21 protein-coding genes are annotated in these 19,273 nt (G+C 69.1%); 17 read left to right on the top strand and 4 right to left on the bottom strand.

Annotated elements, in window-relative coordinates; all coding sequences use genetic code 11:
- Positions 1-8: 8 nt before the first annotated feature.
- Both FBY40_RS08545 and lexA read right to left on the bottom strand, forming a co-directional pair.
- On the bottom strand, positions 9-1,988 hold the full coding sequence (locus FBY40_RS08545; protein ID WP_141937991.1) for a prolyl oligopeptidase family serine peptidase: 1,980 nt from the start codon (positions 1,986-1,988) through the stop codon (positions 9-11).
- Positions 1,989-2,078: 90 nt separating this feature from the next.
- Complete coding sequence (lexA, locus tag FBY40_RS08550) at positions 2,079-2,753, bottom strand: transcriptional repressor LexA (RefSeq protein WP_141937993.1); 675 nt, start codon at positions 2,751-2,753, stop codon at positions 2,079-2,081.
- 300 nt (positions 2,754-3,053) lie between these two features.
- On the opposite strand from lexA, the gene FBY40_RS08555 reads away from it, so the two are divergent.
- Genes FBY40_RS08555 through FBY40_RS08580 form a run of 6 tightly spaced genes read left to right on the top strand, consistent with a single transcriptional unit; the run spans position 3,054 to position 7,365 of the window.
- Positions 3,054-3,419 (top strand): LysM peptidoglycan-binding domain-containing protein, encoded by a 366-nt coding sequence (locus FBY40_RS08555; protein ID WP_141937995.1) that lies wholly within the window; start codon positions 3,054-3,056, stop codon positions 3,417-3,419.
- A gap of 31 nt (positions 3,420-3,450) precedes the next feature.
- Positions 3,451-4,545: a histidinol-phosphate transaminase gene (locus FBY40_RS08560; protein WP_200829959.1), complete on the top strand. Its 1,095-nt coding sequence runs from the start codon at positions 3,451-3,453 to the stop codon at positions 4,543-4,545.
- Positions 4,542-5,150, top strand: coding sequence for an imidazoleglycerol-phosphate dehydratase HisB (gene hisB, locus FBY40_RS08565; protein WP_141937999.1), 609 nt, complete (start codon positions 4,542-4,544; stop codon positions 5,148-5,150). Before FBY40_RS08560 ends, hisB begins: the two co-directional genes overlap by 4 nt.
- Positions 5,147-5,797 (top strand): imidazole glycerol phosphate synthase subunit HisH, encoded by a 651-nt coding sequence (hisH, locus tag FBY40_RS08570; RefSeq protein ID WP_141938001.1) that lies wholly within the window; start codon positions 5,147-5,149, stop codon positions 5,795-5,797. The genes hisB and hisH overlap by 4 nt, the downstream gene beginning before the upstream one ends.
- Before the next feature lie 52 nt (positions 5,798-5,849).
- Positions 5,850-6,596 carry a bifunctional 1-(5-phosphoribosyl)-5-((5-phosphoribosylamino)methylideneamino)imidazole-4-carboxamide isomerase/phosphoribosylanthranilate isomerase PriA gene (priA, locus tag FBY40_RS08575; protein WP_141938003.1) on the top strand — a complete coding sequence of 249 codons (747 nt, stop codon included), beginning with the start codon at positions 5,850-5,852 and terminating at the stop codon, positions 6,594-6,596.
- Positions 6,580-7,365, top strand: coding sequence for an SseB family protein (locus FBY40_RS08580; RefSeq protein ID WP_141938004.1), 786 nt, complete (start codon positions 6,580-6,582; stop codon positions 7,363-7,365). The genes priA and FBY40_RS08580 overlap by 17 nt, the downstream gene beginning before the upstream one ends.
- 18 nt (positions 7,366-7,383) lie before the next feature.
- Here FBY40_RS08580 and FBY40_RS08585 read toward each other — a convergent pair whose 3' ends face one another.
- Complete coding sequence (locus FBY40_RS08585) at positions 7,384-7,779, bottom strand: DUF1844 domain-containing protein (protein WP_141938006.1); 396 nt, start codon at positions 7,777-7,779, stop codon at positions 7,384-7,386.
- A 241-nt stretch (positions 7,780-8,020) separates the two neighbouring features.
- On the opposite strand from FBY40_RS08585, the gene infC reads away from it, so the two are divergent.
- The 11 genes from infC to FBY40_RS08640 all read left to right on the top strand — a co-directional run bounded on the left by infC (position 8,021) and on the right by FBY40_RS08640 (position 18,482).
- Positions 8,021-8,653, top strand: coding sequence for a translation initiation factor IF-3 (infC, locus tag FBY40_RS08590; RefSeq protein WP_124292936.1), 633 nt, complete (start codon positions 8,021-8,023; stop codon positions 8,651-8,653).
- A gap of 88 nt (positions 8,654-8,741) precedes the next feature.
- Entirely contained in the window at positions 8,742-8,936 is a 195-nt protein-coding gene (gene rpmI / locus FBY40_RS08595; protein ID WP_124292937.1) for a 50S ribosomal protein L35, read from the top strand.
- Between the two features lie 33 nt (positions 8,937-8,969).
- Positions 8,970-9,353, top strand: a complete 384-nt coding sequence (gene rplT / locus FBY40_RS08600; RefSeq protein WP_124292938.1) for a 50S ribosomal protein L20 — start codon at positions 8,970-8,972, stop codon at positions 9,351-9,353.
- 80 nt (positions 9,354-9,433) lie between these two features.
- Positions 9,434-10,243 (top strand): TrmH family RNA methyltransferase, encoded by an 810-nt coding sequence (locus tag FBY40_RS08605; RefSeq protein WP_141938008.1) that lies wholly within the window; start codon positions 9,434-9,436, stop codon positions 10,241-10,243.
- A gap of 184 nt (positions 10,244-10,427) precedes the next feature.
- Positions 10,428-11,147, top strand: coding sequence for an amino acid ABC transporter ATP-binding protein (locus FBY40_RS08610; protein ID WP_235015075.1), 720 nt, complete (start codon positions 10,428-10,430; stop codon positions 11,145-11,147).
- A 124-nt stretch (positions 11,148-11,271) separates the two neighbouring features.
- Positions 11,272-12,177 (top strand): glutamate ABC transporter substrate-binding protein, encoded by a 906-nt coding sequence (locus FBY40_RS08615; RefSeq protein WP_141938012.1) that lies wholly within the window; start codon positions 11,272-11,274, stop codon positions 12,175-12,177.
- Positions 12,178-12,240: 63 nt separating this feature from the next.
- On the top strand, positions 12,241-12,897 hold the full coding sequence (locus tag FBY40_RS08620; protein ID WP_141938014.1) for an amino acid ABC transporter permease: 657 nt from the start codon (positions 12,241-12,243) through the stop codon (positions 12,895-12,897).
- Positions 12,894-13,808 (top strand): amino acid ABC transporter permease, encoded by a 915-nt coding sequence (locus FBY40_RS08625; protein ID WP_141938017.1) that lies wholly within the window; start codon positions 12,894-12,896, stop codon positions 13,806-13,808. The genes FBY40_RS08620 and FBY40_RS08625 overlap by 4 nt, the downstream gene beginning before the upstream one ends.
- Before the next feature lie 41 nt (positions 13,809-13,849).
- Entirely contained in the window at positions 13,850-14,899 is a 1,050-nt protein-coding gene (pheS, locus tag FBY40_RS08630; RefSeq protein WP_141938019.1) for a phenylalanine--tRNA ligase subunit alpha, read from the top strand.
- The gene (gene pheT, locus FBY40_RS08635; RefSeq protein WP_141938021.1) at positions 14,899-17,430 is read left to right on the top strand and encodes a phenylalanine--tRNA ligase subunit beta; all 2,532 of its coding nucleotides are present in this window, start codon (positions 14,899-14,901) and stop codon (positions 17,428-17,430) included. Before pheS ends, pheT begins: the two co-directional genes overlap by 1 nt.
- 65 nt (positions 17,431-17,495) lie before the next feature.
- Positions 17,496-18,482 carry an NAD-dependent epimerase/dehydratase family protein gene (locus FBY40_RS08640; protein ID WP_141938022.1) on the top strand — a complete coding sequence of 329 codons (987 nt, stop codon included), beginning with the start codon at positions 17,496-17,498 and terminating at the stop codon, positions 18,480-18,482.
- 29 nt (positions 18,483-18,511) lie between these two features.
- On the opposite strand, the gene FBY40_RS08645 is transcribed toward FBY40_RS08640, so the two are convergent.
- Positions 18,512-19,264 (bottom strand): ABC transporter permease, encoded by a 753-nt coding sequence (locus FBY40_RS08645; RefSeq protein ID WP_141938024.1) that lies wholly within the window; start codon positions 19,262-19,264, stop codon positions 18,512-18,514.
- Positions 19,265-19,273: the final 9 nt, after the last annotated feature.

Raw genomic sequence — 19,273 nt, forward strand, 5'->3', positions numbered from 1 at the left:
GCGACCACTCAGCCGGTCGGGTCGAGGTCGAGCGGCGGGACGTCCGCCGGGGTGAACCCGAAGGCGGCTCCCAAGAACGCGAGCTCTGTGCGCACCATGTCGACGACGGTCTCGCTCCGGCGGAATCCGTGCCCTTCACCCGGGTAGAGAACGTAGGCGTGGGGCACACCGCCGGCGCGCAGCGCGTCGCGGATGGCCTCCGACTGCGAGGGCGGAACCACGGCGTCCTCCTCTCCCTGCAGAAGCAGCACCGGAGCCTGGATGCGGTGGGCGTGGGTCAGCGGTGACCGCTCGAGGTAGACCGTCTCGCTGGCGGGAAGCGGCCCGATGAGGCCATCGAGGTAGCGCGCTTCGAAGTCGTGCGTCTCGGCCGCGAGGAGCCGGGCGTCGGCCACGCCGTATCGCGAGATGCCGGCGCCGAAGGCGTCGGAGGCGACCAGTGCTCCGAGCACCGTCCAGCCTCCTGCCGATCCGCCCGCGATCGCGATGCGGGCGGGGTCGGCGGTTCCGTCCGCGGCGAGGGAACGTGCGACGTCGATGACGTCGTCGACATCGACGACGCCCCACCGGCCCCGCAGACGTTCGCGGTATTCGCGGCCGAAGCCGCTGGAGCCTCCGTAGTTGACCTCGACCACGCCGATCCCCCGAGAGGTCAGGAAGAGCGTCTTCGGGCTGACAACGCCGGGCGCATGAGCGGTCGGGCCGCCGTGGACGAGCACGACGTACGGCGGAAGGGCGTCGTCGGGTCCCTGCACCTCCGGGTGGGTCGGGGGGAAGTCGACCGCGTGGACGACGCCGTGGCGTCCGTCGACGGTGAATCGCCGGGGGAGCGGCACCCAGGGGGAGACTCCTTCGTCGTGCCAGCGTCCGCCCGTCAGAAGGTGAACGCTCGGCCGCGACGGCTCGCGCAGATCGATGCGCCACAGCCCCGTGGGGGCGTCTTCCGGGCTTCCCGACACGAGGACGTCGGTGCCTGCTGCGTCCTCCACCAGGAGGTTGCCGACCGCGGGAACAGGGATGACGGTCACCACGCCGCCCGAGGAGAGGTGGACGAGTTCGTCGCGACCGCGTGTGCGCACGGCGACGACACCGTCGGTGAGCGGCGCGAACCACCGTGATCCGAGCACCCACAGCGGACCTCCGGTGTCGCGTTCATCCGGGGCGATCACCTCAGCCCGGTCGTCCGCGGGGTCGAGGCGGTGCAGGTTCCAGAACCCGCTCACGTCATCGGCGTACAGAAGGGCGCCGTCGGCGGTCCATTCGGGCTGGAGAGCGGCGGAGGCGCCTCCGGCCACGCGTCGGCCCGCGGGTTCTCCGTCGTCGAGTCGGCGCACTCGCACCTCAGCCCGGTCCCAGGGCATGTGGGGGTGATCCCACGCGAGCCACGCGAGCAGGGATCCGTCGGGGGAGAGCGCAGGCTGCGCGACGAAATCGCTCCCCGCTGTCAACGAGGTCACGCGATCGATGTCGTCGGCGGCCGACCCGTCGAGGGGTATCTCGACGATGTCATGGGTGACGGGCTCTCCGAGGACCTCGCGGACGGCGAGGACCCGCCCCCGGGTCACACACAGACCCCCGAGCGCCTGCCCCGACACGGCAGGTGTCAGTGGGGTCGGAGTCGACCCCGGAGACAGCAGCCACACCCGCTGATCCGACTTCTCCACGAAGACCAGCCCGCCGTCTGGGGTGGCGCCCCACGCGCCACCGCCGTACTCGTGGACACGCGAGCGGACGCTCCACGGAGCAGGCAGCAGCGTGTCGACCTGTGAGCCCGGCACCGACGCTCGCGGTGCACGTCGCACGGTCGTTCGCCCCTGCTCTTCAGGGACCGTCTCGGCCCACCAGATCTCATCCCCGACGAAGCGGGCGCCGTCCAGCCGCGGCGAAGCGGCAGCCACCGCGTCCGCCGTGATGCGCGACGGCCAGGTGCCGAACGGGAGCGTGCGGGCGGGAGCGGATGCGGAGTTCCGGGGAAGGGGCGCGACCATACCTCCACGTTACGGGCCTCCACGTTACGGGCCTCCACGTTACGGGCCTCCACGTCGAGGGGCCCGCGGCGTCGGGGGAGCCGACCGCTGTCAGACCGCGCGAAGGATCGCGACGACCTTGCCCAGGATGATCGCCTCGTCGCCCAGAATGGGCTCGAAAGCGGTGTTGCGGGGGAGCAGCCACGTGTGGCCGTCACGCTGACGGAACGTTTTGACGGTCGCCTCTCCGTCGAGCATGGCAGCGACGATCTCGCCGTTCTCGGCCGTGCCCTGCGCACGCACCACGACCCAGTCGCCGTCGCAGATGGCCGCGTCGATCATCGAATCGCCGGCGACCTTCAGCATGAACAGCTCGCCCTTGCCGACCAGCTGGCGGGGAAGGGGGAAGACCTCCTCGACCTGCTGATCCGCCGTGATGGGGACACCTGCGGCGATCCGTCCGACCAGCGGCACGAGGGCGGCGTCGCCCACCGCGGGGGTGCGGTCGGCGGGGTTCTCCGCGGCGCTGCCGGGAAGGTCGATGAGCACCTCCATGGCCCGGGTCTTGCCGGGGTCGCGCCGCAGGTACCCGCTCAACTCGAGCTGATTGAGCTGGTGGGTGACGCTGGACAGCGACTTCAGGCCCACGGCGTCGCCGATCTCGCGCATGCTCGGGGGATAACCGTGGCGGGCGATCGAGCGCTGGATCACCTCGAGGATGGCCATCTGCTTGTCGCTCAGGCTCTTGCGCCGCCGTGTCTGCGGCTTGGTGTTCGGCTCGCTCATGTCTGCTCCTGTCTCCCCGGAAACCCCGCCCCGGGCCCCGTGGCGCGATCGTCGCGTCTTCGAATGTCGGAGGTCGGTGGTGAGGTGTCCTCGTCGAAACCGTATCCGGTTCCGATCGGTGTCCACCGGACCTCGCTCGCGTGTCGCGTTCGATCGTTCGACGGATTCCGACCCGCTTGACAGCATTTCACATCGAAGATAGATTCGGAAGAGAGGTTCGCATCCGCCCGTCCCGGCCGACGGGTGGATGCGAACCCAGACCCGAAACGACACCGGCCGAGCCGGGAACGGGAGCACACGATGAGCGCGATCACGATTTCGACGGGAACCATGACCGGTGCCGCCGCCGCGACCCGACTGCGGCTGACCGCACGCGGACGCCGTGTCCTCGCCACGCTCGCCGCGCTGCCCGCCGTCGTCGCGCTGAGTGTGGCGATGATCAGCGGGGGATCGGCGCTCGCCACCCGCGCCGACGGTGCCCCTTCGGGCGCGTTCGACACCGTCACCGTGCAGGCGGGTGACTCACTCTGGGCGATCGCCGAGCGCGTGGCCCCTGCGGCCGACCCGCGCGATGTGGTGGCGGCGTTCAGCCGTCTCAACGGCCTCGATGCGGGACTCGTGTCGGCCGGGCAGGAACTGGCGATCCCTGCGGAGTACGCCGACTGATCCGCAGGCCCGGCGGGCATGGCGCCGTACGATGGGAAGGGTGAGTGCGACGCTCGATGACCTTCCCATCCGCGACGACCTGAGGGGCCAGATCCCGTACGGAGCGCCGCAGGCTCAACTGCCGGTGGCGTTGAACGTCAACGAGAACACCCACCCCGTCCCTGCGGAGGTGGCCGACGACATCCTCGACGCCGTGGCCATCGCGCTGCGCGAGGTGAATCGCTACCCCGACCGCGAGTTCACCGCGCTGCGCGAGCACCTGGCGGACTACCTCGGTCACGGCCTCGTCCGGGAGCAGATCTGGGCGGCCAACGGATCGAACGAAGTCCTCCAGCATCTGCTGCAGGCGTTCGCCGGCCCGGGACGGACCGCGTTCGGGTTCGCCCCGACGTATTCGATGTACCCCCTGTTGACGCGGGGAACCGGAGCGACATGGCACGCGGGCACCCGCGCGCACGACTTCACCGTGTCCGCGGACTCGGCCGCTGCCCAGGTGGCCGCGGCCGAACCCGACGTGGTGTTCCTGTGCGCTCCGAACAACCCGACGGGCACACCGCTGCCGCTCGACGTCGTCGACGCCGTCTACCGTGCGACGCGAGGCATCGTCATCGTCGACGAGGCCTACGTGGAGTTCGCGCCCCACGACGCCCCGTCGGCGGTGACGCTCCTGCCCGATCGGCCGCGACTGGTGGTCTCACGCACGATGAGCAAGGCCTTCGCCTTCGCCGGAGCGCGGGTGGGTTACCTCGCCGCGGATCCGGCCGTCATCGACGCGCTTCGCCTGGTGCGCCTGCCGTACCACCTGAGCGCCCTGACCCAGGCAGCCGCGACCGCCGCCCTTCGGCACGCCCCCACGATGCTTTCGATGGTGGATGAGATCGTCGCGCAGCGCGACAGGATCTCGGCCACGGTGTCCGCCCTCGGGTACGAACCGTACGAGTCGTGGACCAATTTCGTCCTCTTCGGGGGAGTGTCAGACCCTGCGGCGACATGGCAGGCGCTCTACGACCGGGGCGTGCTGATCCGTGACGTCGGCATCCCGCACCACCTGCGTGTGACGGCCGGCACCGACAAGGAGACCACCGCCTTCTTGGACGCGCTGGCGTCGATAGACTCGGGCGCATGACCCGTCCTGCGCGTACCGCATCGCTTCGCCGTGCGACAAGCGAGTCCACCGTCGAGCTCGAGCTCGATCTGGACGGGACCGGTCGGAGCAGCATTCAGACCACGGTGCCGTTCTTCGACCACATGCTCACCGCCTTCGCGAAGCACTCCCTGACCGACCTCACCGTCCGCGCCCACGGCGACACCGACATCGACGCGCACCACACGGTGGAGGACACCGCGATCGTCCTCGGCCAGGCGATCCGCCAGGCTCTCGGCGACAAGGCCGGGATCTCCCGGTACGGCGACGCCATGGTGCCGCTGGATGAGGCGCTCGCCCGCGCGGTCGTCGACATCAGCGGGCGACCCTACCTCGTGCACGGCGGCGAGCCGGCAGGGTTCGAGTTCCACTTGATCGGCGGCCACTTCACCGGTTCGCTGGTCCGGCACACCTTCGAAGCGCTCGCCGTCCACGGTGGACTCACCGTCCACGTCGAGGTGCTGAGCGGCCGTGACCCCCACCACATCGCCGAGGCGGAGTACAAGGCGTTCGCCCGGGCGTTCCGGGCGGCCAAGGCGTGGGACGCCCTGGTCGACGGCGTTCCCAGCACCAAGGGAGCTCTGTGAGCGACCGTCCGCTCGTCGCCGTCCTCGACTACGGATCGGGCAACGTCCACAGCGCCGTCAAGGCCCTCGTCGAAGCCGGTGCCGATGCCCGCCTGACCGCCGACCCGGGACTGGTGCGCGATGCCGATGGACTCGTGGTGCCGGGTGTCGGCGCCTACCGGGCCGTGATGGAGGCGCTTCGGGCCCGACGTGGAGACGAGCTCATCGAACGTCGGCTCGCGGGGGGCCTTCCCGTCCTCGGCATCTGCGTGGGCATGCAGGTCCTCTTCGAGTGGGGGCGTGAGCGCGGCGTCGACACCGCGGGGCTCGGCGAGTGGCCCGGCGAGGTGACGCAGCTCGACGCGCCGGTTCTTCCGCACATCGGGTGGAACACCGTCACTCCCGATCCGCAGAGCCGGTTGTTCGCCGGGCTCGCTGACGAGCGCTTCTACTTCGTGCACTCGTTCGCCGCGAAAACCTGGGAGCTCGAGGTCCATGATCCCTTCCCCCAGCCGGCGCTGACGTGGACGACCTACGGCGAGCCTTTCCTGGCCGCCGTCGAGAACGGGCCGCTGTCGGCCACGCAGTTCCACCCCGAGAAGTCGGGGGAGGCCGGCATCCGGCTGCTTTCCAATTGGATCACGGGCCTTCGCAGGGCTACCCTCTGAAACCGTGCCTTCGCGCGGCGATCGTCCGCGCCCCACGACCCCTCAGGGAGCCATGAACGATTTTGCGTCCACGCCCGCTTTGACCCTTCTTCCCGCCGTCGATGTGGCGGGCGGCAAAGCGGTGCGACTGACCCAGGGTGAGGCCGGCAGCGAGACCAATTACGGCGACCCCGTGGAGGCGGCGCTCGACTGGGCCCGCCAGGGGGCCGAGTGGATCCACCTCGTCGACCTCGACGCCGCTTTCGGGCGCGGCAGCAACGCCGCGGTGCTGCGGAAGGTCATCAAGCAGGTCCGTGGTGTGCAGGTCGAGGTCTCCGGCGGCATTCGCGACGATGCCTCGCTCGAGGCCGCGCTCGAATCCGGTGCCGCCCGGGTGAACCTCGGGACGGCAGCCCTGGAGAACCCCGAGTGGGCGGCCGACGTGATCGGGCGCTATGGCGACCTCGTCGCGGTCGGGCTCGACGTCCGCGGCACGACCCTCGCCGCGCGCGGGTGGACGCGCGACGGAGGCGACCTGTGGACGGTGCTGACGCGCCTCGAGAGCGCGGGCTGCAGCCGCTACGTCGTCACCGACGTCACCAAGGACGGGACCCTCCGCGGTCCGAACCTCGAACTGCTGCGCGAGATGACGGCGCGCACCCCGAAGCCGGTCGTGGCGTCGGGAGGAGTCTCGAGCCTCGATGACATCGCCGCCCTCCGCGAGCTGGTGCCCCTCGGCGTCGAAGGTGCGATCGTCGGGAAGGCGCTGTACGCCGGGGCCTTCACCCTGGGTGAGGCTCTGGATGTCGCCGGACACTGATCCTTCGCACGATCACGCCCACGCCGACTCGGCGGGGGTGCCCTGGGAGGGTCGCGCCTTCCAACCCAACCCGCACGCCGGCGACGACGGCCGTGCGGACCCGCAGCTGCTGGCGGCCCTCGAGGCGTTCGGGCGGGGCGAAGGTGATGAGCGGACGGTCGTCGACGCCTACCGGTCCGCGCGACTTCTCATTCCGCTTATCGCGGAGAAGGGCGACGAGGGGGTGGGTCCGCACGGTCTCGCCGTGGACAAGACCCAGGAGCTGTCGATCGTGTCGGTGGCCGCCCCCGACGGTCGCCGCGTCCTCCCCGTCTTCACCTCCGTCGAAACCATGACGCGATGGGATGCCGGCGCACGACCCGTGCCGGCGGACGGGGTGCGCACCGCTCTGGCCGTGGCCGCCGAGGACACCGAGCTCATCGTGATCGACCCGGGTTCGCCGACGGAGTTCGTGCTGCGTCGGCCTGCCGTCTGGGCGATCGCGCAGCGTGAGGGCTGGGAACCCAGCTACACCTCACCGGAGGTGTACGCCGGTCTTCGCGAGAGCGTGGGGAGCGAGCTGGCCGTCATCGACTTCTCCCTCGCGCCGGGGGACCCCACAGCGCGGCTGCGCGGACCCGAGCTCGTCGTCGAGCTCCAGCTCGTCCAGGGCCTGGATCGCGGCCAGCTCGACGCCGTGCTGGCCCGCCTTGCCAAGCGGTGGGCCGCCGATGATCGCATCGCGGTACTCGTCGACTCCCTGACGATCAAGCTCCGTCGCGGCGCCTGATCCGCCGGCCGGACCGGGTCAGGTCACGGGGCCCGTCCACTTCTCGCCAGGTCCTTTGCCGATGGGGTCGGGGATGACGGATGCCTCGCGGAAGGCCAGCTGCAACGAGCGAAGGCCGTCGCGGAGCGACCGGGCGTGCATGTCGCTGATCTCGGGAGCCCCGGCGGTGATGAGTCCCGCGAGGGCATTGATGAGCTTGCGGGCCTCGTCGAGGTCGAGCTGCCTCGCGGGGTCGTCGGCGAGCCCCACCTTTACGGCTGCCGCGCTCATGAGGTGCACCGCCGTGGTGGTGATGACCTCCACCGCCGGCACGTCGGCGATGTCTCGCGTGGCCGCCGATGCCGCGGCCTCCTGCTCCTCCCATTGGGTGGGGCGCACATCGCCCGCGGGCGCGGAATCGTCTCGGGTATCCATGTCGATGCTGGCCGCTCGCACTCTCTGGTAGACTTCAGCGGGCTCGGAGCAATCTGCTCCGGTTCGAAAGAGGATCACATCCCACCCGCGCTTGCCGCTCCAGGCTACCGGGTCAAGCACTCCGCCTCGGCCGCACTGCGGTCGGGGTAGCCGGAAACGGACCGGGTGCGGAAAGTCGGCGCTCCCGCGCCGTCGCTGGTGGGTGGTTCTTCGATCGCCCCGCGTCGCACCGCGTCGCGGGATGCCAACCGCCACCGAAGAGGAGTTCCGCATCAGCGATCCCCGCACCAATGAGCGCATCCGCGTTCCCGAGGTCCGACTCGTCGGCCCCAACGGCGAACAGGTCGGCGTCGTCCGCATCGAGGTTGCGCAGCGTCTGGCTCAGGAGGCCGATCTCGATCTGGTCGAGGTCGCCCCCAACTCCAAGCCCCCCGTGGTCAAGATCATGGACTACGGGAAGTTCAAGTACGAGAACGCGCAGAAGGCCAAAGAGGCCCGTCGCAATCAGGCCAACACCGTCCTCAAAGAGGTGCGGTTCCGCCTGAAGATCGAGGCTCACGACTACCAGACCAAGCTCAAGCGCGCCGAAGGCTTCCTGAAGGCCGGAGACAAGGTCAAGGCCATGATCCTGTTCCGCGGCCGGGAGCAGTCCCGCCCTGAGCAGGGCGTGCGTCTGCTGCGCAAATTCGCCGAGGATGTCGCGGAGTTCGGGACCGTCGAGTCCAACCCCACGATCGACGGACGCAACATGACCATGGTGGTCGCACCGCACAAGAACAAGTCCGAGGCCAAGGCCGAGCAGAACGCGCAGCGCGCCGCCAACAAGGAAGCCGCCCGCGCACCGCGCAGCGACGCCGAGGCACCGGCCGAATAACCCGACTTCCCGCACGCCGTGCGGGATCAGACTCCCGCTCCGGCGGGATCCCACCCCGCCTCCGGGCGAGACCAGAAGGAACGAGAAGATGCCGAAGCAGAAGACCCATTCGGGTGCCAAGAAGCGCTTCAAGATCACCGGCACCGGCAAGCTCATGAAGCAGCAGGCGAACCTGCGCCACAACTTCGAGGGGAAGCCCACCAAGCGCACCCGTCGCCTCTCGCAGGACCAGGTCCTCGCCCCGGGCGACGCCAAGGTCGCCAAGAAGCTGCTCGGTCGCTGAGCACCCGGACTCGAAGGTTAGGAACGAAACGAAATGGCCAGAGTAAAGCGGGCTGTCAACGCCCAGAAGAAGCGTCGCGTCATCCTCGAGCGCGCGTCCGGTTACCGCGGACAGCGTTCGCGGCTGTACCGCAAGGCGAAGGAGCAGGTCACCCACTCGCTCGTCTACGCCTACCGCGACCGCCGTAAGCGCAAGGGCGACTTCCGCCGCCTGTGGATCCAGCGCATCAACGCCGCTGCCCGTCAGAACGGCATCACCTACAATCGGTTCATCCAGGGCCTTGGCCTTGCGGGCGTGCAGGTCGACCGCCGCATGCTCGCCGAGCTGGCGGTGAACGAGCCGGCCGTCTTCGCCTCGCTCGTCGCGACGGCCAAGCAGGCTCTGCCCGAGAACGTCAACGCTCCCAAGAGCGCCTGACTCCCGGCAGCCATAACAGGGCACCCCTCCGAACGGAGGGGTGCCCTGTTGCTTGCTCTTCTCGCCCGTATGCTGGGGCTGTGCTGGAGAATCCGCGGTCGCCGCGCGTGCGCGCCGTGGCGAAGCTCACCAAGCGCAGTGCTCGTCAGGAGACGGGGCTCTTCCTGCTCGAGGGGCCGCAGGCCGCCCGGGAGGTGCTGGCGTACCGGCCGGACACAGTCGTCGATCTCTACGCCACGCCGACTGCGCTGGAGAAGCACGCCGAGATCCGGGATGCCGCGCGTGAGGCCGGCATCGAGGTGTCTTTCGCCAGCGAAGCCGTTCTCGACGCGATGGCCGACACGGTCACTCCGCAGGGGATCGTCGCCGTCGCCCGGCAGACCCCCACCTCGGTGCGCGATGTCTTCGCCGCGGGACCCCGACTGCTCGCCATCTGCGAGGAGGTGCGCGATCCGGGCAACCTCGGCACGATCATCCGCGCCGCCGACGCGGTCGGAGCCGATGCGGTCATCCTCACCGGTCGCACCGTCGACCCCTACAACCCGAAAGTGGTCCGGGCGAGCACCGGATCGCTGTTCCACCTTCCCGTGGCCGTGGGCGTCGACCTCGTCTCCACCGTCGAACGCGCGCGGGCGGCGGGGGTTCGCGTGGTCGCGGCGGATGTCGGGGGAGAGGACTTCCTCGCCCATCGCCCATCGCTGGCAGAGCCCACGGCATGGCTGTTCGGCAACGAGGCGAGGGGGCTCGAACCCGACGCCCTCGCCCTCGCGGACCTGTCGCTGCGTCTGCCGATCTACGGTGCCGCGGAGTCGCTGAACCTCGCCACGGCCGCGAGCGTATGCCTGTACGAGACCGCGTTCGCGCAGCGCGCCGTGCTCGCGCAGGGCTGAGAACTCCGCCGCGCACCGTCAGCCGGTGTGAAACAGCTGCTGTTACAACTCGGTTAAGGTCTGCTCACATGACCGGCGTCGGCGGGGCCGTCGGCCTAGGGTGGCAGGCATGGCATCTGATGCACCAACGGCGGCGCCGCGGACGTCCAACATCGCGGTTCGTCGCGGCGAGCCCCTCGTGGTGATGACGGACGTGCAGAAGCACTACGGCGACTTCCAGGCGCTGCGCGACATCGACCTCTCGGTGAACCGTGGAGAGGTCGTCGTCGTGATCGGCCCGTCAGGATCAGGCAAGTCGACCCTGTGCCGCACCATCAACCGACTCGAGACGATCACGAGCGGATCGATCACCATCGACGGCGAAGAGCTGCCGAAGGAGGGCAAGGCCCTGGCGGCGTTGCGAGCGGACGTCGGCATGGTCTTCCAGTCGTTCAACCTCTTCGCGCATCTGTCGATCCTCGACAACGTCACGCTCGGCCCGATCAAGGTCAAGGGCATGAAGAAGGCGGACGCCGAGAAGCAGGCCCGCGAGCTTTTGGAACGCGTGGGTGTGGCCCAGCAGGCGGATAAGCTCCCCGCCCAGCTCTCGGGCGGACAGCAGCAGCGTGTGGCGATCGCCCGCGCGCTGGCGATGCAGCCGAAGGTGATGCTCTTCGATGAGCCCACCAGCGCGTTGGACCCCGAAATGATCAACGAAGTCCTCGACGTCATGGTCGGTCTCGCGGAGAGCGGAATGACGATGATCGTCGTCACCCACGAGATGGGCTTCGCTCGCAAGGCCGGTGACCGGGTGGTCTTCATGTCTGACGGCATGATCGTGGAAGAGGCGGCCCCTGAGCAGTTCTTCACTGCCCCGCGCAGCGACCGCGCAAAGGATTTCCTGTCCAAGCTCATCACCCACTGACCCTTCGAGAAAGGAGCGACGAACCGCGCCAAGATCGCTGCCCGCACGAACCCGACGTCGGACATACGTAACCCGAACCCTCGCAGAACACCAGCACAGCCGCACGAAACCAAGGAGCACTCACATGCGTACGTCACGTTTGATCGCAGGCATCGGCCTCGCCGCCGTCGCCGCCCTCACCCTCTCCGGCTGCAACAGCGGCTCGCCGACCGGCACGACAGGAGACGACGAGACAGGTGGTGGAGACACTGCCGCCCTGTGGGAGGTCGCCGGCGACGTCGATCTCGCCGACAGCCCCACATACGACCGGATGGTTGAGCGCGACGGTGTCATCATCGGTGTGAAGAACGATCAGCCTGGTCTGGGCTTCGAGGACGTCACCACCGGAGAACGCACCGGGTTCGACGTCGACATCGCGCGGTGGATCGCCGCCTCGCTCGGATTCGACGAGGATCAGATCACGTACGAGACGATCCCGTCCGCAAACCGTGAGCAGGCCATCGTCAACGGCGACATCGACTACTACGTCGGTACCTACTCGATCACCGACTCTCGCAAAGAGCAGATCGATTTCGCTGGACCGTACTTCATCACCGGGCAGGGGCTCCTCGTCGCCGCGGACAATGAGGACATCAACGGTCCGGACGACCTGGCCGGAAAGATCGTCTGCTCCGTGACCGGCTCGACGCCGCTGCAGCGCATCCGTGATGAGTACAGCCCCGGTGACACCGTCGAGTACGACACCTACTCGCAGTGCGTCGAGCAGCTGAAAGCCGGTTCGGTGGACGCGATCACGACGGACGAGGCGATCCTCGCCGGTTACGTGGCGCTCGAGCCCGACGAGCTGAAGATCGCGGGTGATCCCTTCAGCGAGGAGCGCTACGGCGTGGGACTCGAAAAGGGTGACACGGCCCTGAAGGACCACATTAACGCCCTCTTCAACGACGGCGGGGATGTCTGGACCGCGCTGTTCGAGGAGCACCTCGCTCCCGCCGGCATCGAAGGCGAACAGCCGACGTCCGACGAGTGATCCTTTCCCGGGGGCGACGAGTTCGTCGTCCCCGGGAAGTCGTTCGCGAGCGCTAGGGGAGACATGGGAGTCGTCACCGACAATCTTGACCTGTGGGGGGAGACCCTCCTGGGGACCCTCATCCTGTTCTTCGGCGGAGGACTGGTCGCGCTGATCCTGGGGACGATCGTCGCGGCCATGCGGGTCTCGCCGATCCCGATCGCCCGCGGTGTCGGGAGCCTGTACGTCAACACGATTCGCAACACCCCCCTCACGCTGGTGTTCTTCGCGTTCGCCTTCGCGCTCCCCCCGCTTCTCGGGCTGCGGCTGACCGCCCAGGTCTCCCTCACGCTGGCGATCTCGGCGCTCGGCATCTACACCGCGACGTACGTCGCCGAGACGATCCGCTCAGGGATCAACACCGTTCCCGTCGGTCAAGCCGAGGCCGCGCGTGCGCTGGGTCTGACCTTCGGGCAGGTGATGTCTCTGGTCGTCCTGCCGCAGGCCTTCCGGTCGGTGATTCCGCCGATGATGAGCGTCTTCATCGCTCTGCTGAAGAACACCACGGTGGCCGCCGGATTCTCGGTGGTCAATCTCGGATCGATCCGCAGTTACCTCAGTGAGCGCGGCGAGAACCAGTTCGTGGTCATCCTGTGGGTGATGGTGATCTTCGTCGCGCTCGTCCTTCTGCTGTCCTGGGGTCAGCGCAGTCTGGAGAATCGATGGAAGGTGGCGCGATGAGTTCCGTCCTGTACGACGTTCCCGGTCCCCGCGCCATCGCACGCAATCGCATCCTGGGTGTCCTCACCGTCATCGTCGTCGCGGCCGTCGTCGGCTACTTCGTGTGGCGTCTCGCCGCGACCGGACAATTCACCGCCGAGAAGTGGTCGGCATTCACCTACACCAACGTCTGGATCCAGATCGCGGAGGCCACCGGCCGCACTCTGGCGGCTTTCGCCGCTGCGGGGGTCGGGGCGCTCGTGCTCGGCTTCATCCTGGCCATCGGGCGGATGTCGGATCACGCCTGGGTCCGTATTCCGGTCGGAGCCGTCGTGGAGGTTCTCCGCGCCATCCCGGTCCTGGTCTTCATGTTCTTGCTCTACTACGGACTGCCGGTCATCGGAATCAGGATGGAGCCCTACTGGGCCGTGGTCATCGCCTTGATCGCGTACAACGGCTCCGTCCTGGCGGAGGTGATCCGCGCCGGCGTGGAGTCCCTGCCCCGCGGCCAACGAGAGGCCGGTTACGCCATTGGACTCCGCAAGGCTGGCGTCATGCGCCTGGTCCTTCTCCCGCAGGCCATCCGAGCGATGATGCCGGTGATCATCGCACAGCTGGTCGTCACGCTGAAGGACACCGCCCTCGGATTCATCATCACCTATCCGGAGCTGCTCTTCTTCGCTCGCACAATCGGCTCTCAAGCCACGCTCGACTCGCCCATCGTGCCCGCCACGATCATCGTCGCTGCCATCTACATCGGGCTGTGCATCCTGCTGTCACTCATCGCGAACACCGTCGAGAAACGACTTCGTCGATCGGCGAAGACCGGACGTGTCGCCGGTGCGAATCAGCCGACGCAGGAGGTCACCGACACGGAACTCATCGTCGCCCAGAGAACGTCGGGAAACGCGGCCGATCGGGCCATGCCCTGACGCGTCGGAGCCCGCCCGCCGCGTCGGTAGACTCGGTCTTCGTGTCCGACGCCCCCGAAAAGCCCGAGATCACCCCCGAGGCGGTCGCTGCTGCCGTCGACGCAGCCCTGCTCGCCGTCGATGCCGCGGCCGACTCCGCCTCGCTGAAGGCGGCTCGCGCCGCGCACGCGGGCGAAGGATCGCCTCTGTCGCGGCTGAACGCGCGCCTTCGCGACGTGGCACCCGAGCGCAAGGCCGAGTTCGGCAAGCTCATCGGGCAGGCCCGCGGCCGGGTCGCCCAGGCTCTCACCGCCCGTGAGGCAGAGGTGGCGGCAGTCGAGACGGCTGCACGCCTCGAAGCCGAGAGGATCGATGTCACGGCGCTCCCCGCCCGTGCCCGGGTGGGCGCGCGGCATCCGATCTCCCTCCTCCAGGAGCAGGTCGCCGACATCTTCGTCGGCATGGGGTGGGAGATCGCGGAGGGGCCCGAGCTCGAGCACGAGTGGTTCAACTTCGACGCACTGAACTTCGACGCCGACCACCCGGCGCGACAGATGCAGGACACGTTCTTCATCGACCCGGTCGACCGGCACCTCGTCATGCGCACGCACACCAGCCCCGTGCAGGTGCGCTCGATGCTCGAGCGCGACCTGCCGATCTACGTTCTCTGCCCCGGCCGGGTCTACCGCACGGATGAGTTCGATGCGACCCATCTGCCGGTCTTCACCCAGTTCGAGGGGCTCGTCATCGACAGGTGCATCACGATGGCGCACCTGAAGGGCACGCTCGATCACGCCGCCCGCGTGCTGTTCGGACCCGAAGCCAAGACGCGCTTTCGCGCCAACTACTTCCCGTTCACCGAGCCGTCGGCCGAGCTCGACCTCTGGCACCCGACCTTCAAGGGCGGCGCACGCTGGATCGAGTGGGGCGGATGCGGCATGGTCAACCCCAACGTGCTGCGCGCGGCAGGAATCGACCCCGAGGTGTACTCGGGTTTCGCGTTCGGAATGGGGATCGAGCGGACACTGATGTTCCGCAGTGATGTGCAGGACATGCGCGACATGGCCGAGGGTGATGTGCGCTTCAGCGAGCAGTTCGGGATGGTGGTCTGATGCGCGTCCCGCTTTCGTGGCTGCGTGAGTATGTCGATGTTCCGGCGGACGCCGCCCCCGAGGATGTGCTCGCCGCGCTCGTGCGCGTCGGGTTCGAAGAGGAGGATGTGCACCGCTTCGAGCTGCAGGGTCCGATCGTCGTCGGCGAGGTGCTCGAGTTCGTCGAGGAGCCGCAGTCCAACGGCAAGACGATCCGCTGGTGCCAGGTGCAGGTCGCGCCCGATGGGCAGCCGGCCGCTGACGGCGGACCCGCCGTGCACGGCATCGTGTGCGGTGCACGTAACTTCTTCGTCGGAGACAAGGTGCCGGTCACACTTCCCGGTGCCGTCCTGCCCGGCCCCTTCCCGATCGCGGCGCGCAAGACGTACGGTCATGTCTCCGACGGCATGATCGCCTCGGCGAAGGAGCTCGGTCTGGGCGATGAGCACGACGGCATCCTCCGCCTGGTGGAGCTCGGCATCGACGCCCCCGTCGGCTCGGACGCGATCGCCCTGCTCGGGCTGGACGACGTCGCCGTCGACATCAACGTCACGCCCGACCGCGGGTATGCGCTGTCGGTGCGCGGTGTCGCGCGTGAGTACTCCCACGCGACGGGCGCGGCCTTCCGCGACCCGGGTTCGCGCGAATGGGGAGAGGTCAACCTCCACGACGACACGGCCTTCGCGGTCGCCGTCGACGATCGGGCACCGATCCGCGGCCGGGTCGGCGCGTCGGAGTTCGTGGCGCGCATCGTCCGCGACGTGGACCCCACCAAGCCCACTCCGGCGTGGATGATCGCGCGGCTTTCGCTCGCCGGCATCCGCTCGCTCGGCATCCTCATCGACATCACCAACTACGTCATGGTCGAGCTCGGACAGCCGATCCACGGGTACGACCTCGACACCCTGCGCGGAGGCATCACGGTCCGTCGCGCGGTCGCGGGTGAGAAGCTCGAGACCCTCGACGGCAAGGTGCGGGAACTCAGCCCCGAGGATCTGCTCATCACCGACGAGTCGGGACCGATCGGCCTCGCCGGCGTCATGGGCGGCGGCACGACCGAGATGACCTCGGCGACGCGCAACGTGCTCATCGAGGCCGCGACCTTCGACCCCGTCTCGATCGCCCGCACGGCCCGCCGTCACAAGCTGCCCTCCGAAGCGTCACGCCGCTTCGAGCGCGGCGTCGACCCGGCGATCGCCTTCGTCGCCGCCGCGCGCGTCGCCGAGCTGATGGTGCAGTACGCCGGCGGCACCGACACCCGCGCCGGCGGCGCGCTCCACGCGGTGATCGAAACACCCGGCGTCGAGCTCCCGCGCCCGTTCGTGCCCGCGCTGATCGGCGTCGACTACACCGAAGCCGAGATCATCCGCGCCCTGGAGATCATCGGGTGCGAGGTGCGCGAGAACGACCGCAACTGGGTCGTCTTCCCGCCCTCGTGGCGGCCCGACCTCACCGACAAGTGGACCCTGGCGGAAGAGGTCGCCCGCATCGAGGGCTACGACCGCATCCCGTCGGTGCTGCCAACCCCGCCGTCCGGACGCGGTCTGACCCAGGCGCAGCAGGGACGGCGCCGCGTGGCGAACGCGCTCGCCGCCGCGGGTTACGTGGAGACACCGTCCTTCCCCTTCACGACCGAAGAGCAGAACGATCTGCACGGATCGGCGTCGGGGGCGCACCTGCCGAGCGTCAAGCTCGCCAATCCGCTCGACGGGCAGGCGCCGTTCCTCCGCCGCAGCCTCGTGCCGGGGCTGGTCCGCGTGGCGCACCGGAACGTGGCGCGAGGTCTCATCGATCTGGCGCTGTTCGAGACCGGCGTCGTCTTCCTTCCGAAGCCGGGAGTCGCCTACGGCACCGAGGTCGTTCCGCCCCTGGCGGTGCGGCCGGATGCCGCGACGTTGACGGCCCTCGATGCGTCGATCCCGCCGCAGCACCGCCATGTCGCGGTGCTTCTCACCGGGTCGATCACGTCGAAGCAGCCCGGCCTCGCCGCGGAACAGGCCGGTCTCGCCGATGCGCTCGATGCCGTTCGCACGATTGCCGCGGCGGCGGGCGTGACGATCGAGGTCGCGCAGGGAGAGCGCGCGGCGCTGCACCCCGGACGCACCGGCGTCCTCTCCGTCGGCGCGACGGCGGTCGGCTACGTCGGGGAGCTGCTTCCGGCCGTTGCGGAGGATGCCGACCTCCCCGGTCGTGTCGTCGTGGCCGAACTCGATCTCGACCTCGTGCTCTCGCTCGCGGGCGAGAAAGTCGTTGCGGCATCGCTGTCGGGCTACCCGGCGGCCACGCAGGACGTCTCGCTCGTGGTGGACGCCGCCGTGCCGGCATCCGATGTCCGCACGGCGCTCGTCGACGGCGCGGGCGACCTGCTGGAGTCGCTGCGACTCGTCGACGACTACCGGGGGGCAGGGGTTGCCGAGGGCTCGAAGAGTCTGACGTTCGCCCTCCGTTTCCGTGCGCCCGACCGCACGCTCACCGCGGCAGAGGCGACGGAGGCCAAGCTCGCCGGCGTCGCCGTCGCCGCGGAGCGCTTCGGAGCGAGCCTGCGCGAGTAATCTCCGCACTCTGCCCGCAGCGGAACACGGTGTCGTCCGGCTCGATGCTCTGATGGGATGGCGGCATGACGAATGTGCTCATCCTCGGTGGGACCGGCTGGCTGAGCGGTCGAGTCGCCCGCGCGTGGGCGGACGCGGGTGCTCGCGTGACATGCCTCGCGCGCGGCGCACGACCCGCAACGGACGGAGCGGAGTTCGTCACCGCCGACCGGGCGGCGCCGGGAGCCTACGACACCGTGTCCGAGCGCGAGTGGGACGAGGTGGTCGAGATCTCCTCGACGCCCGAGCACGTCGCGTCGGCGGTCGCCGCGCTCGCGCCGGTCGCCCGTCACCTGACGTACGTGTCGTCGCTGTCGGTGTACTCGGCGAACGATGTCATCGGCGCCGATGAGGGTGCCGAGGTCAGTGCGCCGCTTCAGCCGGGGGAGGAGTACGACTACTCGCGCGCGAAGGCCGCGGCCGAGGCATCCGTCCGCGACGCGTTCGGCGACCGGGCGGCGATCGTGCGCCCAGGCCTCATCGTCGGCCCCGACGACCCCACCGATCGGTTCGGCTACTGGGTCGCACGCCTCGCGCTCGCCGGTCGGGAACCCGTCCTCACACCGACTCTCGAGGGCCGCGTGTCCCAGGTGATCGACGTCGATGACCTCGCGGCCTTTCTCGTGGCGTGCGGGGCGGAGCAGCTCCCGATCGTGGCGAATGCGATCGGTGATCCGATGCCGTTCCGCATGCTCATCGATGCGGCCCGAGAGGTGGCGGGCCACAGCGGCGATGTCGTAGAGGCTGACGACGAGTGGCTGCTCTCACATGACGTGCAGTACTGGATGGGGCCGCGTTCGCTTCCGCTGTGGCTGCCGAGCGACATGCCGGGATTCGCGACGCGTTCGAACGCCGCGTATCGCGCGGCCAGTGGCCCCCTGCGAGATCTCGGCGACACCCTGCGGCGCACCCTCGCAGACGAAGCTGCGCGCGGGCTCGACCGCGAGCGGCGCAGCGGGCTGACGCGGGCGGAGGAGAGCGAGCTCATCACCGCGCGGCGCCGCGCGGACTGAGCCGAGCGGACCCGTCGCGGCGACGTCGGTCAGCGGTATCGGCGGCCCTCGTCGCGCCGATAGGCGATGACGGCGACGAGGGAGAGCGCCAGCGTCCAGGCCACGATGCCGATGACCGCCCAGAGGGGGACCGCGGTGCCCAGGGCGACGTTCACCACGATCTCGCGCGCCTGGCGGACGGGGAGGAATGCCGAGGCGACGTCGAGCCACTGCGGGAACAGTTGCGGGGGAAGGAAGAGCCCGCCGCCGAAGGCGAGGAGGAACATCGCCACCTGCGTGACCGCGATCGCGGCCTTCGGGCCGGTCAGGGTGCCGATGAGGATGCCGATGAGCCCGGACGGGGCCGCGGTCACGACCGCGAGGGCCATCGCTCCGAGAGCATCGAGAGGTTCGGGGCGAGCCTGGGTGAAAAGACCACCGATCACGAGAAGCGGCACCATCGCCATCACGGAGATCACCAGGGTGGCCGACAGCAGACCCAGGATGCGGGCGCTCGCCGCTCCGGGAAGGGTTCGCAGGTACGGGGCCCAGGGTTTCGCCCGCTGTTCGGCCAGCTCGATGCCGAGGGAGAACAGGCCTGCCGACATGAACGCGAACACCACCATCGAGCACAGCGCCGCGGTGGCGAACTCCGCTGAACCGCGCACCGCGGGCTGCGGAAGCACGAACAGGCAGAAGGCGAGACTCGGGAAGACCAGCGACCCGAGGATGGCGATGGGCACCCGAGAGGTCTCCACCAGGTTGTAGCGGGCATGGGTTGCGGCCAGCGCGAGCGTGGACATGGGTCTCCG

The sequence above is a fragment of the Microbacterium sp. SLBN-154 genome (genome assembly GCF_006715565.1).
In the GTDB taxonomy this organism is placed as follows: domain Bacteria; phylum Actinomycetota; class Actinomycetes; order Actinomycetales; family Microbacteriaceae; genus Microbacterium.

Excerpts from the sequence above, each read along its gene's own strand:
- FBY40_RS08615 (WP_141938012.1), top strand. The coding sequence starts at position 11,272 with ATGCGTACGTCACGTTTGATCGCAGGCATCGGCCTCGCCGCCGTCGCC.
- FBY40_RS08580 (WP_141938004.1), top strand. The coding sequence starts at position 6,580 with ATGTCGCCGGACACTGATCCTTCGCACGATCACGCCCACGCCGACTCG.
- FBY40_RS08610 (WP_235015075.1), top strand. The coding sequence starts at position 10,428 with ATGACGGACGTGCAGAAGCACTACGGCGACTTCCAGGCGCTGCGCGAC.
- infC (WP_124292936.1), top strand. The coding sequence starts at position 8,021 with ATGCCAACCGCCACCGAAGAGGAGTTCCGCATCAGCGATCCCCGCACC.
- lexA (WP_141937993.1), bottom strand. The coding sequence starts at position 2,753 with ATGAGCGAGCCGAACACCAAGCCGCAGACACGGCGGCGCAAGAGCCTG.
- priA (WP_141938003.1), top strand. The coding sequence starts at position 5,850 with ATGAACGATTTTGCGTCCACGCCCGCTTTGACCCTTCTTCCCGCCGTC.
- rpmI (WP_124292937.1), top strand. The coding sequence starts at position 8,742 with ATGCCGAAGCAGAAGACCCATTCGGGTGCCAAGAAGCGCTTCAAGATC.
- pheT (WP_141938021.1), top strand. The coding sequence starts at position 14,899 with ATGCGCGTCCCGCTTTCGTGGCTGCGTGAGTATGTCGATGTTCCGGCG.
- FBY40_RS08620 (WP_141938014.1), top strand. The coding sequence starts at position 12,241 with ATGGGAGTCGTCACCGACAATCTTGACCTGTGGGGGGAGACCCTCCTG.
- FBY40_RS08625 (WP_141938017.1), top strand. The coding sequence starts at position 12,894 with ATGAGTTCCGTCCTGTACGACGTTCCCGGTCCCCGCGCCATCGCACGC.
- hisB (WP_141937999.1), top strand. The coding sequence starts at position 4,542 with ATGACCCGTCCTGCGCGTACCGCATCGCTTCGCCGTGCGACAAGCGAG.
- FBY40_RS08555 (WP_141937995.1), top strand. The coding sequence starts at position 3,054 with ATGAGCGCGATCACGATTTCGACGGGAACCATGACCGGTGCCGCCGCC.
- rplT (WP_124292938.1), top strand. The coding sequence starts at position 8,970 with ATGGCCAGAGTAAAGCGGGCTGTCAACGCCCAGAAGAAGCGTCGCGTC.
- FBY40_RS08560 (WP_200829959.1), top strand. The coding sequence starts at position 3,451 with ATGGGAAGGGTGAGTGCGACGCTCGATGACCTTCCCATCCGCGACGAC.
- FBY40_RS08585 (WP_141938006.1), bottom strand. The coding sequence starts at position 7,779 with ATGGATACCCGAGACGATTCCGCGCCCGCGGGCGATGTGCGCCCCACC.
- FBY40_RS08640 (WP_141938022.1), top strand. The coding sequence starts at position 17,496 with ATGACGAATGTGCTCATCCTCGGTGGGACCGGCTGGCTGAGCGGTCGA.
- FBY40_RS08545 (WP_141937991.1), bottom strand. The coding sequence starts at position 1,988 with ATGGTCGCGCCCCTTCCCCGGAACTCCGCATCCGCTCCCGCCCGCACG.
- FBY40_RS08645 (WP_141938024.1), bottom strand. The coding sequence starts at position 19,264 with ATGTCCACGCTCGCGCTGGCCGCAACCCATGCCCGCTACAACCTGGTG.